Raw genomic sequence first — 15,433 nt, forward strand, 5'->3', positions numbered from 1 at the left:
GATATTAAATACTCGCCTTGTTATATGTAAAAATTTAATTCAGTTTCAGTCAATCAACTTAGAGCAGAAACCATTAAGTCTTCTCGTTTATAATACTCATAATACCCTCTAGGGGTATTACGGCCCACAAAGGTCTTGAATTCATTTCATAACCCAATTCATAAACTGCCTTTTCGAGCATACAATATTCCAAAATAAATATGCGCTCTTGAATATACCCTATATTCAGATTATTTTTTTGAATAAGCCCTACATAACTTCCCATAAAGACGCCTATGAAATAGCGATAAAGTAGTTCTCCTGCCTTGAACAGTTGTTTTTGAGATTGCGGATAGGCACCTGCATCATCAAAGATAGTGGCATATATCGCATAATGAAACGAACGAAAAATACCGGCCACATCTTTTAACGGCGGTTGTTTGACTTTTCTATCACGAATGGTACTTTCTGGTTCTCCCTCAAAATCAAGGAGATAAAAATCATCATCTTGTATCAGAATCTGACCCAAATGGTAATCACCATGTATGCGAATGCGCTCTCCCTTAAGCTTGGTCCAGTCAAAGTTCACAAAACGCTTTCGAATTTCGTTCTTGCGCTCTAAAAATTCCTTGGCCAATTCTAAAGAAAGCCCTTCCAAGCGGTGAATATTGTTCTCTACAATATTCAGTCTGTTCTGAAATTGGTACAACAACCTATTTTTCAACCAAACCTCATAATCGCCATTAAAGTGAGTAGGTGTAAACGCCGTATCACTGAACTCTGACCCTAGAGCTATGTGCATTTCGGCCGTTCTTTTCGCCAGCACCTGTAACTTCAAAAAGATATTAAGGCCTGCCCAATCGATAATTTCAGGCGGCACATCGTTGATGCCCAACTTCGAAAAAATCTTGGTTTCGGGTAGCGCATCAATATGAATACGTTTATATTCAAGGTTGGCAAACACTTTTTTAAGTTCTTTCAGCATGTAATCCCAAGCGTCACCTTGATTAGGCACCAGTTCTTGCATCAAGGCGATGGTGATGTTCACCTCATCGGAATCGATTACATTAATACTCCCTTGATAAGATGGCGTGTTTCGAAATCCTTTTTTCTCTGATAAAAATCTGCTCATTTCATAATCGGGATTCTTATCCGAATAAATCCGTCTAAAGAACTTGATTACATATTTATCATTAATGATTATTGAAGTATTGCTCTGCTCCAAGCCCATAAAACGGGAAGAAATATACGCTGTACCATCAAAATTGACACTTTTATGATACCTTACTTTTGTGGTATCATTTGGTACTGCCGTCATAATCCTTTCAAAAACCAGTTTTCGAAAAGCTTCTAAGTTCAGGGCATCGATAATAAACCCTTCCTGTCCATTAATGGTGAGTGGTAAAATCCTGTCTTTTTCAGCAAAGGTTTCATCGGAAACAAACGCAATAGGCAAAAAGTAATGTTGGTAAAAAGCTTCCTCAAAATTCACTTCCAAAAGCAGGCCATAATAAACCTCTTCGCGCTGCTGTATTCTAAAATATTCCTGTAATTCTATATACTTTAGTTTGCTAGCCTTACCACCGTACCACCGCTGCTGCACAATATAATTCTCGAGCACATCAGATAGAAAGACCCGAACAAAGTTCTCATCATCAATGAGTTCTTCCCATACCGTATCAAACTTATAGGGCGGCTGCAAAACGGAATCTTTCTTTTTCTTTGGCATAAATTACTTATTTATGTGGAATACGTGAAAGGGTAACGAGGAACTCAGTTCAACATAGTTCCATTCAGAGCTCCATGTATAACTGTTATCGGTTATCATGTCTTTCATTATTACAGGATGTCCCGCTGACACTCCTAACGCCTCTAATGGCAATTGTACCATACCTTGTTGTGAATTGTGGGAATCTAGATTTATGACCGTTAAAGTTTCATTTGTACGATCATCGTTCCATTTATAGAAAGCGATAAGGTAATCATTTTCCAAAGCGCAGAACATTATGTTATTGGTTTGTTGAAACGAGGTATGGTTCTTTCTCGTCGCGTTTAATCGTGTAATAAGGTAAGTCAATTTATTTTCATGTGTCCACTCCCAATGTCTGATTTCATATTTTTCGCAATTCAGATATTCCTCTTTCCCGGGTAGTGCGTCCGATACCATATATTCGAAGACCGGGCCATATATTCCCAAATTGCCACATAAGGTCGCCGCCAGCGCATAGCGTATTAGGTGCATGGCCTCATTGGCACCTTGTAAATGATACGGATTGATGTCAGGCGTATTGGGCCAAAAATTCGGGCGATAGTACTCCTTCATTTCAGATTGGGTCAGCTCAAGCATATATTCTATCAGCTCGTGCTTTTCTACGCGCCAGGTAAAATAAGTGTACGATTGCGAGAAACCTTGTTTGGCCAATTGTTGCATAACCTTGGGGCGTGAAAAGGCTTCCGCCAGAAAAAGTACATCAGGATGTTTCTTTTTTACCTCGGCAATTAACCAGTTCCAAAAATAATAAGGTTTTGTATGCGGATTATCGACCCGAAAAATAGAAATGCCACATGTAACCCAATGCAAGGTAACGTTTAAAAGCTCTTTCCACAGTTCTTTATAAGCTGTTGTCTCGAAATAAAAATTGACAATATCTTGATATTTTTTAGGAGGGTTTTCAGCATATTGAATGGTGCCATCGGGCCGTTTTCTAAACCACTCTGGGTGTTCTGAAATATAAGGATGATCGGGCGCCGCCTGAAAAGCGAGGTCCATGGCTATTTCAATCCCGCTTTCCTGAGCTTTTTTGATCAGGTGCTTAAAATCTTTTTCCGTTCCCAATTCTTTATGTATTGCCTTATGGCCCCCGAGCTTTGATCCTATGGCCCATGGCACACCAGAATCTCCTTCTTTTGCATTAGTGGCATTGTTTTTTCCTTTGCGATTGACCTCTCCTATAGGGTGTATCGGAGGAAAATAAAGTACATCAAACCCCATATTGGCTATTCTGGGCAAGAGGTTTTCACAATCTTTGAACGTACCATGTTTACCATATTGCGGCGATGTTGATCGTGGAAAAAATTCATACCATGTGCTAAAATTGGCCTTCTTCCGATCCACATACACCTGAAGCGTTTTACTGATTTTCGCAAAACTCCGCTGGGGAAACTCCAAAAATAAGCGGTGCAATTTTTTGGATGTAGCTATGGAAGTAGCCTTCTCATACCGCGAATCATCTTTAAATTGATCGATCCATCCCTGCAATTCCGTCTTTTCCTTTGCCGGAATCTTTTTTACAATGTATTCCAAGTATTGTACCCCATCTAAAAGCTCACTCTTTACATACTGCCCATCTTTCAATTTGGCTTTGATACCATGTTGCCAGTTTAGGGCATGATCCACCCACCCACGAACCTTATAGTCATAAAAACCCTGTTTGTCAACTGTAAAAGAAATCTTGTGCACATCATCGGCCAGATGTTTCATTCTGGCTTCGCTGAAGCCTTTTTCGCTTTCATGCTTAAACAATACTTCGGCTTGCACGATATCGTGCCCGTCGGGAAAAACATCGGCATATACGGTTACTTGTTCCCCCGTTATTCGCTTAATAAAAAAAGCTCCGCATTGCAATTGCGGATTAATATTCTCAATAACTACACGCTGTTGTAGCATAATTTTGGTTTGATTGATTTTGCTAAAAATAGGAATTAATAGTTAAAACAATATAGACAACCCAAGAAATTTGAAAAGGGTGTTGCTAATGGGAAAAACATTTTTGGAACGCTTTTTGAAAGCTTGGTTAAAAGTGTGAGAAAGAAATAATCACTTCTTATATTTACAAACATTCTAAAAATGACATCATGAAAAAAATAACTTTAGTACTAGGCGCATTTTTAACCTTATTTTTTGTTGCCTGCGAAGGTCCGGCCGGACCTCCTGGTTTAGATGGTTTTGATGGAGCTCAAGGTCCTGCAGGAGCCGATGGTTCCGAATTTGAAGCTATTGCTTTTGAGGTAGAGATCGACCTGACCGCGAATTCAGGAAATAACACCTATGAATTCGGAGAACCCTTTTCAGCACATAGTATTGAACTTTTTCCTGATGATGCCATTTTAGTATATCGATTGGAGGAAGTAGACAATGGTGTTGACGTTTGGCGACAACTTCCTCAACCTTTTTTTACTGACGACGGACTTTTGTATTACAACTTCGATTTCACGCTAGATGACTATAAAATATATGTTGAACCCGATTTCGATTCTGGCCTTGTATCTACCGACTTGGTATTGGATCAAGTATTTAGAGTATTCGTAGTACCAGCAAACTTGGGCCTATCTTCTAAAATGGATAAGTCGAATATTAGCGCGGTTATGAACAGTTTGGGATTGGAAGAAAACGATGTTCAAAAAATAAAATTAAATTAATACAACATTATGAATTCACAAAAAAGGCCCGTTTCCATTGAAATTCGGCCTTTTTTGTGGTTTTTATAAAAATTTATAAAAACTGTTGCACCCTAAATATTGTAACTATATTGAAAGGAGTTGCCGCAGGTTACGTCCAAATAACTAAATTTATAAAATGTACGCTAAAACATTTGTTATACTTTGTATGCTTTTTTCGAGCTGCATTGGTATTTCCCAAAAAAAGGAAACTTCCTCAAAAAAAGATAAAGCTTTTCCGATTACTAAAACGGAAGCCGAATGGCGCAAGGAACTCTCCGACATGGAATTTTATGTGTTGCGAAAAGAGGCAACTGAAAATCCTTTTACTAGTGAGTTGTTAGAAAACAAGGAGAAAGGGACCTATGTATGTGCCGGATGTGGCACCGAACTATTTAAGAGTGAAACTAAGTTCAAATCAGGTACCGGATGGCCAAGCTTTTACGAAGAAATAAAAGGAAATGTTGCTTATGATGTCGATTACAAAATTGGTTATAAAAGAACGGAAGAACACTGCGCCAACTGTGGAGGCCACCTTGGTCATGTATTCGATGACGGGCCAAAACCCACGGGATTGAGACATTGTATTAACGGAGCCGCGTTAAATTTTGTTCCTGATACAAAATAAGACAATAAAGAATTCAGCCAGTACGCCTTTTAATAATAATGCCCGAAAAAGACCTTTGAAGTTGACTGTGATTCATCGTCGTTAATCCAAGACCGATGCCACAATTTTTAGGGCCTCTTCGGCTTCATCACCATTCACATACAACTCTTGGTCTCCCTGCATAGCGGAGGCAAATCCTGCAAGTAGGGCTGATTTAGATTCATCTTTAACAACGGGGGTTATTCCGATTTCCTGTAGTTTTTCAACTATACGCTGGGCCATTATAGAATTACCCGTGAATATTCTTTTATAATGCTGATCCATATTCTTTTTTCTTCCTATAAGATACGATAAAATAGTTCTATGTTTTCAAACTTAAACGTTTTAAACAAGATAGTCTGGCGTTGGTGTATTCTATTTCGAATTTAATTTTTGATGCGATCTTTCCATTTGATTTTGTACTTTTGCGCTTTCTTATAAATAACATAAAATCAAAAATATGAGCAATTTCGATGTTATAGTTTTGGGCAGTGGTCCCGGTGGGTATGTAACCGCCATAAGAGCCTCACAGCTGGGTTTTAAAACGGCTATAATCGAGAAAGAGAGTCTCGGAGGGGTGTGTCTAAACTGGGGATGTATTCCTACCAAGGCCTTATTGAAATCGGCTCAAGTATTTGAATATCTGAAACATGCGGAAGATTATGGCTTAAAAGCAGATGGCGTCGATAAAGATTTTGATGCCGTGGTAAAAAGAAGTCGAGGCGTAGCCGATGGCATGAGCAAAGGCGTGCAGTTTTTGATGAAAAAAAATAAAATTGAAGTCATCAAAGGCTACGGCACATTAAAAGCAGGTAAAAAAGTAACTGTAAAAGATGCCGAAGGCAAAGAATCTGAATACAGTGGCAATCACATAATTATTGCAACCGGGGCTCGCAGCCGTGAGCTTCCTAGCTTAAAACAAGACGGCAAAAAAATTATCGGTTATCGCGAAGCGATGTCATTGGACAAACAGCCTAAAAAAATGATTGTTGTAGGTAGTGGCGCCATTGGTATCGAGTTTGCCTATTTCTATAATGCCATGGGTACCGAAGTTACCGTTGTAGAGTTTTTACCAAATATAGTTCCTGTCGAAGACATAGATGTTTCGAAACAATTGGAACGAAGCTTCAAAAAGGCTGGTGTTAAGATAATGACCTCTTCCGAAGTGACCAAAGTCGATACTTCAGGAGAAGGCGTTAAAGCGTACGTTAAAACCGCAAAAGGAGAAGAGGTTTTAGAAGCCGATATTGTACTTTCAGCAGTTGGCATTAAATCAAATATTGAAAACATCGGACTCGAAGCTGTAGGTATTGCTACCGACCGCGACAAAGTCTTGGTAAACGATTACTACCAAACGAACATTCCCGGGTACTATGCTATTGGTGATATTACACCAGGGCAGGCATTGGCCCACGTTGCTTCGGCCGAAGGTATTCTTTGTGTGGAAAAAATTGCAGGAATGCATGTTGAAGCGCTCGATTACGGGAACATTCCCGGTTGTACCTATTGTATGCCGGAAATAGCCTCTGTCGGACTTACCGAAAAACAAGCTAGAGAAGCAGGCCACGATATTAAAGTAGGAAAGTTTCCATTCTCCGCCAGCGGTAAAGCAAAGGCTTCTGGAGCTTCAGATGGTTTCGTGAAGGTAATCTTTGACGCCAAATATGGCGAATGGTTGGGTTGCCATATGATTGGTGTAGGCGTTACCGATATGATCGCGGAAGCTGTAGTCGCCAGAAAACTGGAAACTACAGGGCATGAGGTTTTAAAAGCGGTTCACCCCCACCCTACCATGAGCGAAGCGGTGATGGAAGCTGTTGCCGACGCTTATGGCGAAGTAATCCACTTATAGAAATACTGTTGGTCGAGCGCAGTTGAAAACATTATGGTCTTCAACTGCGCTCAGACCGACAATTCATCCTCCCAAAAATATGCTTACAACGTTCAGAATAACAGCCATACTCGAAGGTATTTCCTATCTCGCTCTTTTTGCCATAACCATGCCCCTAAAGTATTGGGCCGAAATGCCACAACCTAACAAATGGGTAGGCTATGCACACGGTTTTCTTTTTATTAGCTATGTGATTCTGGCCATTGTCTTTTGGATGGAAAAAAAATGGAGCATTAAAAGGCTTTTCGTACTAATTGTAGCATCACTACTTCCCTTTGCCACTTTTTATGTGGATAAAAAATATTTACATCCTTTGCGCTAAAAATCGGCAACTGCAGTTTTAGGGGCATCGCTAAAGGGCGTATTTTAAAATTTTCATAGGTACACTGAGTGTTAGTATATTTGTTTTCATTCAGACAACTCCACCGATATTTCTCAGAAAAAAGAGAAGTCTCCTAAAAATTAAAATATACCTTGAAAATTCCGAACGCTATTCCTACCACGGCCCTATTACTAAGTCTTCTTTTTTTAGTATCCTGTAAGACGGCGCAACATTCTACAAATACTCATGAACGTCCCTTGATTGTTAAATCAGGTACCATAGATGTTGATCTGGTGGAAACCACCCCTATTGTCTTTAACAATGAAGTATATCGGTTTGAATATGTTAGGGAAAAATACTGGGACAATCATACAGGCGATTCATATTTCCGGTTTATAAACCGAAAAACGGGAAAACCCACTTCATCGTTCGCCAAGGGGTTTCATCTGGGGAGTGCATTCGAACATAAAGGGACCGTTTATGTGACAGCTGTCAACATTTGGGATGGTGATCAAATCCATATTTTTGCCTCGAATGATTTAGAAAATTGGGAACACTGGAAGGCATTGGAGCTACCGGGATATGGAATATTCAATACTTCACTTACTTGGGCCAAGAATAAATTTGTGTTGATGTTTGAAATCGGAAAACCCGAAGAAAGATCGGGAGAGCGATTCACCGCCAATTTCGCCGTGTCAAAAAATTTAAAAACATGGGAAATGTTATCTGCCGATCACAATTATGCCAAAGACAGATATACAGCCCCACACTGTCTACGCTATCTTGATGGGTTTTATTATAATTTTTACCTAGAGTCACATAACGGTTACGAAATGCGGGTAGTTCGTTCAAAAGACTTGATCCATTGGGAAGCAAGCCCCCTTAATCCTGTACTGAAAGCTTCGCCGGAAGACAAACAGATTGCTAATACAGAACTAAAAAAGGCATTTCAGGAAAAAATAAGGGACGCAGAGAACAGGAATAATTCTGACATAGATTTTTGTGAATTCACGGGAAAATTAATAATCAACTATTCTTGGGGCAATCAAAGAGGCACGGAATTTTTAGCCGAAGCAAGTTATGATGGTACTTTAGAGGAATTTCTTCTGGGTTGGTTTCCGAATTAATAGGGAGCAACATCATACCTATGACAAGAAATTTCACAATCGATTACCTGACAATTAGATTGGAATTAAAGGAATATGGCTTAGTACTCACGCTGTTTTTTCTAACTACTCTAGCCATGGCTCAAAGACCGGCTCAAGGTCCAATTTCCTCAGAGCAATATACACCTGTAAAGCTGGGTTACAAATTGGTTTGGGAAGACAATTTCAGTGGTACTGAACTTGATACTACAAAATGGAAAGTCCGTGGTGTGGGGCCAAGGGCCATTGCCTATGTTTCCGAAGATGCCGTAAAAGTTGAAGATGGATACTTAAAGCTTTTTGCCCTAGAAGAAGGTGATAAATTGTTAGGAAGTGCGGTAGGAACCCAAGACCGCTATATGCCCAAATATGGATATTATGAATGCAGGGCTAAACTTCAAAAGTCCCAAGGTGTTTGGGCGGCATTCTGGTTACAATCCACATCGATATCACAAGGGGAAGACCCTGCGATTTACGGTGCAGAAATCGACGTTATGGAGTTTTTTAAAAAGCTCGGAGAAGACATTGTATCACATAACGCGCATTGGGCCTATGGTCCCAATCAAAAAACTACCCACGGCATGCAAAGTTATCTCAAAGGAGTGAGCGAGGGTTTTCACACTTTTAGTTTGGAATGGATGCCTGATAAATATATTTTTTATATCGATGGTTATAAATTTTATGAGGTTACCCAAGGCATTTCCAATATTGAACAATACCTAATTCTCAGTATGGAATATCTTGGTAAACTAGAGGAAATCGAGAAAACAAGGTTTCCCGATGTCTTCGAAATAGATTATGTAAAAGTATATCAGAAATAAGGAACTCCCCGACCTTGCCCTTGGGCAAGCCCACCCCTCTTTAGAAAATAGGAGAGCTAAATCCTGACAAAAATGAATAGCTAACATAGCCCTAAAGCTGAAGGCTCTTCCCTTTAATAAAACGAGGTGTCCCGACCTCGCCATGTGGCAAGCCCACCCCTCTTTAGAAAAGAGGGGAGCTAAATACTGATAAATAATGAACAGCTGACAAGCCTTAAAGCTGAAGGCTCCTCTCTTTAAGAAAACGAGGTGTCCCGACCTCGCCATGTGGCCAGCCCACCCCTCTTTAGAAAAGAGGGGAGCTAAATACTGACAAAAAATGAATAGCTGACAAAGCCTTAAAGCTGAAGGCTCCTCCTTAAGAAAAAGGTGATGTCCCGACCTATAATCTGGCAAGCACATACTTTTTTGAAAAATAAGATGGGAAGTAGATTCTGATAAAACAGATAGCTGATAAGAGTTAAAAAAGTAGTAGCGCCTCCCTTTAATAAAACGAGGTGTCCCGACCTATAATCTGGCAAGCACATACTTTTTTGAAAAATAAGAGGGGAAGTAGATTCTGATAAAACAGATAGCTGACAAGAGTTAAAAAAGTAGTAGCTCCTCCCTTTTATAAAGGGAGGTGTCTCGACCCCTTTGTCGGGACGGAGGGTTTATCTATTTTTACCCTAAACCAAAATAAGACAGATTCCGTCAAAATTTGAATCCATGCAAAACCTTACCTATAAACCATTCTTCTTTCTTTTATTAATATCCGCCATTTTCATGGGCTGCAAAAGCACCCCGGAGAAAGGCCCGGGCAAGGAAATCACCTTACAATTACCTCCTTCTGCGGAAAACCCAAGAAACAGCGAAGGTGACTTCATAACCCTTAAAGACGGCCGCATATTATTTGTCTACACTCATTTTACCAGCGGTGATGGCGATCACGCCAAAGCCTATTTGGCAGGAAGATACTCTAGTGACGGTGGTAAAACCTGGAGCCAAAAAGATACCACCATTCTTCCTAACGAGGGTGGCATGAATGTGATGTCCGTTTCTCTTTTGCGGCTGAGCGATGGAAATCTGGCCCTTTTTTACTTAAAGAAAAATTCAGAAACCGACTGTATCCCTTATATGCGCATCTCCACCGACGAAGCTTTGTCGTGGAGCGACCCGATTCGATGCTTGCAAGACGAAGGCTACCATGTGGTCAATAATGACCGATTTGTGCAATTGCCCAGCGGCCGTATTCTATATCCCGCGGCACTTCATGGTTTTGAGAATTCGCGTTTGAACGCAAAAGCGGCAATTTTCAGTTATTATTCCGATGACCTCGGAAAAAGTTGGACCAAATCGGCACAGGTACCCAATGTTGATGGCGTTGTTTTACAAGAACCCGGGGTGGTGGCATTAGCGAATGGCAAGTTGATGCTCTTTTGCAGAACGGATGCCGGTGTTCAATATTTCTCGTATTCGGAGGATTGGGGAAAAACCTGGTCACCAATAGTTCCAGGAAATCTAAAATCACCACTTTCGCCCGCCTCCATCAAGCGCATTCCTCAAACCGGTGATTTGCTAGCGGTTTGGAATAATAATTATGAGGGAGGCCGCAACGGAGGAAAACGGACCCCATTTAATTTGGCCATTTCTAAAAATGAAGGGAAAAGCTGGGAAAACATTAAAACCATTGACAACGACCCCAACGGTTGGTATTGTTATACGGCTATCACATTTGTTGATGACCATGTGCTTTTGGGCCACTGCGCCGGAAATCGAGAAACAAGCAATGGGCTCGCTACTACCCAAATCACCAGATTAAGTTTGGATTGGATTTATAGTGAAACATTGAATCCTTAAATGGCGCCATTCTAAAATATAGTTGGTCAATAAATTTACAGTTCAAGTTTCAGTTCAACCTCAAGGAAAGTATATGCTGGCTACTAGAATCTATTTATAGAGATTATTTAAATAATTATTCTGGCCATCTACTTTTTTATATATCATTTGAAAAGTCCGATTCTCACTCGTTGTTCCGATGATGGAATTACTGTTTTTCATCAAACCATTTATTGATTTTATATCGAACTTGTTGGGATAATCCATATAAATTGTAATACTATCATTTTTCTGAATGTATCTGCCCATAAATAAAGTATCTGTAATGGACAATACAAATTGATTGTTGTACTCGACGAACAGCATGGGATCTTTAGTCTGCCATCCTTGACCAAGGCCCACTATTGAATCATTAATTTTTATATTGTGTATTTTATACGCACCCACAATATTCTCATTTACAGAATACTTTTTTTTGATACCAAAAGCAAATATGAAGTACGAGACCGAAAGAACAACAATAAATAAGTAAGGAAGTCGCGTCATGAACTTACTTTCCAATGAGGCCAGCGAATTATCGAATTTCCCTCCTATTTGTATAAAATATTTATATAAATCCTTACGGTAATTGAATAACAGCAGTGTGGTAATTGTCAAATCCAACAATACATGATTGATAGCAAAATCAACGTCAAATTCAATATTTAGAACTAAGATATTAACACAAACACCAAGTGATAGTAACAACGCAATCAACCTTGTTCTTCTAAAAACAATCAGTATACCAATAAGGAATTCTGTAAGGCCAATGAATAAATTGTAATGATACGACCTACCAAAAAACGACCACATGTGTTGGTGCTTTGAGATCTCTACCAATGGGGCATAAGATTGCCAATGTAAAATTCTGAATTGCATAAAAAGAAACTTCGGTATTGCAAAACAGATCATCTTTGCAGATAGATAGTAAATACAGAGGTATTTTAATATTTTTAAACTTTTTACTAGCGTTCTATTTTTCATAGCATGTCAAAACACTTCAATGGCTTTAAACAAAATCAGCTGCAATCAGTCAATATTTATGCCCTCATATGTAGCAGTCCTTTCCGAACACCATACTGATATAAACTACTCTGCTCCTTCTAAAAAACTTTGAATCGCCAAATCATAGCTTTGGAGTCCGAAACCTAAAATAACGCCCTTTGCACCCGGCGAAATATAGGAAGTATGCCGAAACTCTTCGCGGTTAAAGGTATTGGAGATATGTACTTCGACAACAGGTGTTTCTACTGCCTTTACGGCATCGCCGATTCCTACAGAAGTGTGGGTGTAGGCTGCGGCATTTAAAACAATTCCATCATAAGAAAAACCGGTTTCCTGTATCTTTCCGATAATTTCACCCTCGATATTCGATTGAAAATATTCGAGTTGTACGTCTTTAAATTTGAACTGGAGTTGCGAAAAATAGTCTTCAAACGTCTGTTTGCCGTAAACCTCGGGTTCTCGCTTTCCCAACAGGTTCAAATTGGGGCCATTAATTATTATAATCTTCATGCCATAAAAATAGCAAATACTTCTTATACTAAAGATGAAAACTTGAACAGAGAACTCCGCAACCTTGCCTTTTGGCGAGCCCACCCCTCTTTAAAAAAGAGGGGAGCTCAATTCTGGTAAAATTGAATAGTTGAAAAGTTCAACACAAGTGGTGGCTTCTCCCTTTAGTAAAGGGAGGTATCCCGACTCTTTTGTCGGGACCGAGGGTTAAAAATGTAAATTGAAAATGAACTATCTAAAATGCCGTGCAGACAAAAAGGTATAAACAAAGCCTACGGTTACAGTCGACCAAGTATCGTCACCGTTCTGGATAGCCGTATAAGATATGTTCAATTCAGACTGTGCGCCGGTTTGAAACCCTATTTGCGGACGATAATACAATCCGCCATCGTTGCCCTCATTGAGTCCGAAAGCTTGACCTATATCTCCTCCGATGGAGAAAGAACGTGATGGCCAAATTCGTACTGAAGCCGCCAGAGGTGCAAACTGAATGCTGGGTAATTTTACCGTTACAGTCTCCGATGTGAACCTTTCTGCAAATCCATGAATTATTCCAGCTTTTATTCCTAAGTCAAATATTTTGTTTGGCGCCCACATGTAACCTATATCGGCACCGATTACAACACCAACTAAATCATTATAATCACCAAGGGGGAGTCCGGCTTGTGCGCCAATCTTAAATCCTTCTTGTGCACTCAGGGTAGTGCCCAAAAATGTAAAAATAAATGCAAAAATCAATTGCTTCATGGGTATAGGTCTTAAAGTTTGGTTATGATAAAACTAGCCTCTTGTTTAAATTTCCCACAATTTTTGTTGCCAAAAAGCTTAAAATAGTTGTAGAAAGGCCAATTTCGAACTACTACGTGTACTGCACACAACGCGTGTACTTAGACAAGACCATAAAAAAAGCCGCTTAAAGCGGCTTTTTCACGTATTTTAAAAATCAGCTTATTAGAAAAAGTAGCAAGCCGATAGCTGCATCACGCGGTTCTTTGACTTGAAGTCTTCAATAACATTAACAAACCCTGGGTTGAAACGAATCTGGAAGTAAAAATTCTCATCTAAACGATAGCCTGCTCCAATGGCCAGACCTACATCCAAAGAATTTACATCGGGATCATTAATATAAGAATTACCGTACGTTTCTCGATCGATATTATGGGACAATAAAAGCCCTAATTGCGGACCTGCTTCTATATAAAGGGCATCCCACACATTATACTTGGCAATCAAAGGTATTGACAAATAAAGTAGGTTAATGTCATCATCAAAATACGCTCCGTTACCCTGAAAGGATAACAATGCTTCCGGTTGTAATAAAATTTCATCAGAAAAGGGAATTTCAACTAATCCGCCAATATGAAAACCAGGTTTCGCCGCATAATCATACCTGCTATCCCCTCCTAAGGAAGAGAGGTTAAAACCCGCTTTTGCGGCAAATGCCAAATCACTTCTGCTCATCGTAGAAGTTCCTTGAACTATGGTCTGGGATATCATTTGTTGCATTCCGAAGAAAACAATGGCAATAACGAAACAAAAATTTTGCTTTTTCACACGTTTAAAATTTAGATAATCTGTTAATAATAAATTAATACTATACACGCCTAAAAAGGTACTTGCACATCTGGTACCAAAAGTATTATACACTCTCGGAAATTTGGGTGAAAATTAATAAAAAAACGTTAGAAATAATCTATTTTCCACGTATGAAATAGATCATTATACAATTTAAGAGGATATAGGACTTTTATACTTAAGTGATTAAAACGAAACTAGAAGCAAATATAATCATTCAGTCGCTGGTCGCCCTCAAACTTAAGTTTTGAAGTAGGCACATAGTGGTTTCTAAAAAATTTCCGGACTTTCGTAAGTTGTGTGCCCAAGTACAATATTAGAAAAACAATACTAAGTATCTTTACCTTTATGAAATGGGAACAGGCATTACAAGATTTTGGTCACTATCTAAAAATAGAAAGGGGGCTTGCCGAAAATTCTATTATTAATTATCGACAAGATGTCGAAAAACTTGTATTCTTCATAAATCACCATAATATTACCGATGACCCCATACAAATACAAAAGGAAACTGTTCAACAATTCATTTATGAAATTGCCCAAATCGTAAACCCACGGTCACAAGCCCGTATAATTTCAGGACTTAAAAGCTTTTTTAATTATCTGATTTTTGAGGATTACAGAAAAGACAATCCGATGGATTTAATAGAATCGCCCAAAATCGGTCGAAAATTACCAGACACTTTATCGGAAGCCGAAATCAATGAGCTTATCGGTAGCATTGATTTATCAAAAACCGAAGGGGAACGCAATCGTGCCATGCTGGAAACCCTTTACGGTTGTGGTTTGCGGGTTTCTGAACTTATTGGTCTGCGCATATCGGATCTATATTTCGATGAAGATTTTATCAAAGTAACCGGTAAAGGAGATAAACAACGTTTTGTACCGATAAGCCCAATTAACAAGAAATATATCTCTATCTATCGCAACGAGGTTCGAGTACACCAAAAAATTCAAAAAGGTTTTGAAGATATTCTTTTTTTAAATCGACGTGGCAGACAATTGACACGTGCCATGATATTTACGATTATCAAACAACTTGCTGAAAAAATAGAGTTGGGCAAAAGTATTAGTCCGCATACATTTCGACATTCCTTTGCAACCCATTTATTACAAAACGGGGCCGACTTACGTGCGATTCAGCAAATGTTGGGCCATGAGAGCATTACTACGACTGAGGTATACGTACATGTCGACCGAACCCATTTGGCCGAGGTAATGAACAAATACCATCCGAGGAAATAA

General features: G+C 39.3%; 15 protein-coding genes. 8 read left to right on the top strand and 7 right to left on the bottom strand.

Features of this window, described 5'->3' with window-relative positions:
• Positions 1 to 73: 73 nt before the first annotated feature.
• Together BLS33_RS20500 and BLS33_RS20505 are read right to left on the bottom strand one after the other, a co-directional pair.
• Positions 74 to 1,708, bottom strand: a complete 1,635-nt coding sequence (locus BLS33_RS20500) for a maltokinase N-terminal cap-like domain-containing protein (RefSeq protein WP_089894302.1) — start codon at positions 1,706 to 1,708, stop codon at positions 74 to 76.
• A 3-nt stretch (positions 1,709 to 1,711) separates the two neighbouring features.
• Complete coding sequence (locus tag BLS33_RS20505; RefSeq protein WP_245731578.1) at positions 1,712 to 3,646, bottom strand: alpha-1,4-glucan--maltose-1-phosphate maltosyltransferase; 1,935 nt, start codon at positions 3,644 to 3,646, stop codon at positions 1,712 to 1,714.
• A 188-nt stretch (positions 3,647 to 3,834) separates the two neighbouring features.
• Between BLS33_RS20505 and BLS33_RS20510 the strand changes: the two genes are divergently transcribed.
• Complete coding sequence (locus tag BLS33_RS20510; protein WP_089894308.1) at positions 3,835 to 4,398, top strand: collagen-like triple helix repeat-containing protein; 564 nt, start codon at positions 3,835 to 3,837, stop codon at positions 4,396 to 4,398.
• 157 nt (positions 4,399 to 4,555) lie between these two features.
• A complete protein-coding gene (gene msrB, locus BLS33_RS20515; protein WP_089894311.1) occupies positions 4,556 to 5,044 on the top strand; it encodes a peptide-methionine (R)-S-oxide reductase MsrB in 489 nt (162 codons plus the stop codon).
• 81 nt (positions 5,045 to 5,125) lie between these two features.
• Here the strand turns inward: msrB and BLS33_RS20520 are convergent, their stop codons facing one another.
• On the bottom strand, positions 5,126 to 5,347 hold the full coding sequence (locus BLS33_RS20520) for a putative signal transducing protein (protein ID WP_089894314.1): 222 nt from the start codon (positions 5,345 to 5,347) through the stop codon (positions 5,126 to 5,128).
• 175 nt (positions 5,348 to 5,522) lie between these two features.
• Between BLS33_RS20520 and lpdA the strand changes: the two genes are divergently transcribed.
• The 5 genes from lpdA (at position 5,523) to BLS33_RS20545 (ending at position 11,080) form a co-directional block, all read left to right on the top strand.
• Positions 5,523 to 6,914, top strand: coding sequence for a dihydrolipoyl dehydrogenase (gene lpdA / locus BLS33_RS20525; protein WP_089894317.1), 1,392 nt, complete (start codon positions 5,523 to 5,525; stop codon positions 6,912 to 6,914).
• 79 nt (positions 6,915 to 6,993) lie between these two features.
• Complete coding sequence (locus BLS33_RS20530; RefSeq protein WP_089894320.1) at positions 6,994 to 7,275, top strand: DUF3817 domain-containing protein; 282 nt, start codon at positions 6,994 to 6,996, stop codon at positions 7,273 to 7,275.
• 152 nt (positions 7,276 to 7,427) lie between these two features.
• Positions 7,428 to 8,402, top strand: a complete 975-nt coding sequence (locus tag BLS33_RS20535; RefSeq protein WP_089894323.1) for a glycoside hydrolase family protein — start codon at positions 7,428 to 7,430, stop codon at positions 8,400 to 8,402.
• Positions 8,403 to 8,422: 20 nt separating this feature from the next.
• Positions 8,423 to 9,241: a glycoside hydrolase family 16 protein gene (locus BLS33_RS20540; protein ID WP_089894326.1), complete on the top strand. Its 819-nt coding sequence runs from the start codon at positions 8,423 to 8,425 to the stop codon at positions 9,239 to 9,241.
• Positions 9,242 to 9,949: 708 nt separating this feature from the next.
• Positions 9,950 to 11,080: a sialidase family protein gene (locus BLS33_RS20545; protein WP_089894329.1), complete on the top strand. Its 1,131-nt coding sequence runs from the start codon at positions 9,950 to 9,952 to the stop codon at positions 11,078 to 11,080.
• Positions 11,081 to 11,170: 90 nt separating this feature from the next.
• Here BLS33_RS20545 and BLS33_RS20550 read toward each other — a convergent pair whose 3' ends face one another.
• The 4 genes from BLS33_RS20550 to BLS33_RS20565 form a co-directional block, all read right to left on the bottom strand.
• Positions 11,171 to 11,977: a hypothetical protein gene (locus BLS33_RS20550; protein ID WP_245731579.1), complete on the bottom strand. Its 807-nt coding sequence runs from the start codon at positions 11,975 to 11,977 to the stop codon at positions 11,171 to 11,173.
• 210 nt (positions 11,978 to 12,187) lie between these two features.
• Positions 12,188 to 12,613 (bottom strand): type II 3-dehydroquinate dehydratase, encoded by a 426-nt coding sequence (gene aroQ, locus BLS33_RS20555; protein WP_089894335.1) that lies wholly within the window; start codon positions 12,611 to 12,613, stop codon positions 12,188 to 12,190.
• Positions 12,614 to 12,844: 231 nt separating this feature from the next.
• Complete coding sequence (locus tag BLS33_RS20560; RefSeq protein WP_089894339.1) at positions 12,845 to 13,360, bottom strand: outer membrane beta-barrel protein; 516 nt, start codon at positions 13,358 to 13,360, stop codon at positions 12,845 to 12,847.
• A gap of 204 nt (positions 13,361 to 13,564) precedes the next feature.
• Positions 13,565 to 14,167, bottom strand: coding sequence for a porin family protein (locus tag BLS33_RS20565; RefSeq protein WP_143017661.1), 603 nt, complete (start codon positions 14,165 to 14,167; stop codon positions 13,565 to 13,567).
• 369 nt (positions 14,168 to 14,536) lie between these two features.
• Here BLS33_RS20565 and xerD point away from each other — a divergent pair, with 369 nt between their 5' ends.
• A complete protein-coding gene (gene xerD / locus BLS33_RS20570; protein ID WP_089894345.1) occupies positions 14,537 to 15,433 on the top strand; it encodes a site-specific tyrosine recombinase XerD in 897 nt (298 codons plus the stop codon).

Source organism: Kriegella aquimaris, from assembly GCF_900103215.1.
Lineage (GTDB): Bacteria > Bacteroidota > Bacteroidia > Flavobacteriales > Flavobacteriaceae > Kriegella > Kriegella aquimaris.